A 509-nucleotide genomic window follows, 5' to 3' on the forward strand; every position below is an offset into this window, starting at 1 on the left:
GTGCGTCTAAACGTATGTACCCAGACATTCTTAACTACGACAAGGTAGTAGAAGTGACAGGGTCATTCAAAACACCTATGGGTTGCCGTAGCTTCTTGAATACATACGAAGAAAACGGCGAGCTTATCCATGAAGGTCGTAACAACTTAGGTGTTGTGAGCTTGAACTTGCCACGTATTGCGATCAACGCAAAACAAGATATGGCGAAGTTCTACGAGTTGCTTGATGAAAAACTAAAGCTTGCTCGTCGCGCATTAGAAACTCGTATTTCTCGTCTAGAAAATGTGAAGGCACGTGTTGCTCCAATCCTATATATGGAAGGTGCATGTGGCGTTCGCTTGAAAGCTGATGATTCAATTGCAGATATCTTCAAGAACGGCCGTGCTTCTGTTTCTCTTGGTTACATTGGTATCCATGAAGCGATGACTGCACTTTACGGCACTGAAGTTCACTTGTACGACGATAGCGAAATGCGTGCTAAAGCGCTTGAGCTAGTGGAGTACATGAAG

1 protein-coding gene is annotated in these 509 nt (G+C 44.2%); it reads left to right on the plus strand.

The genetic code is table 11. From position 1 onward, the window contains the following. Positions 1-509 (plus strand): anaerobic ribonucleoside-triphosphate reductase (gene nrdD / locus BCT81_RS02850; RefSeq protein WP_277869789.1); only part of this gene is annotated, 509 nt, incomplete at both ends.

This window comes from Vibrio sp. 10N.261.52.A1 (assembly GCF_002876325.1).
Lineage (GTDB): Bacteria > Pseudomonadota > Gammaproteobacteria > Enterobacterales > Vibrionaceae > Vibrio > Vibrio chagasii.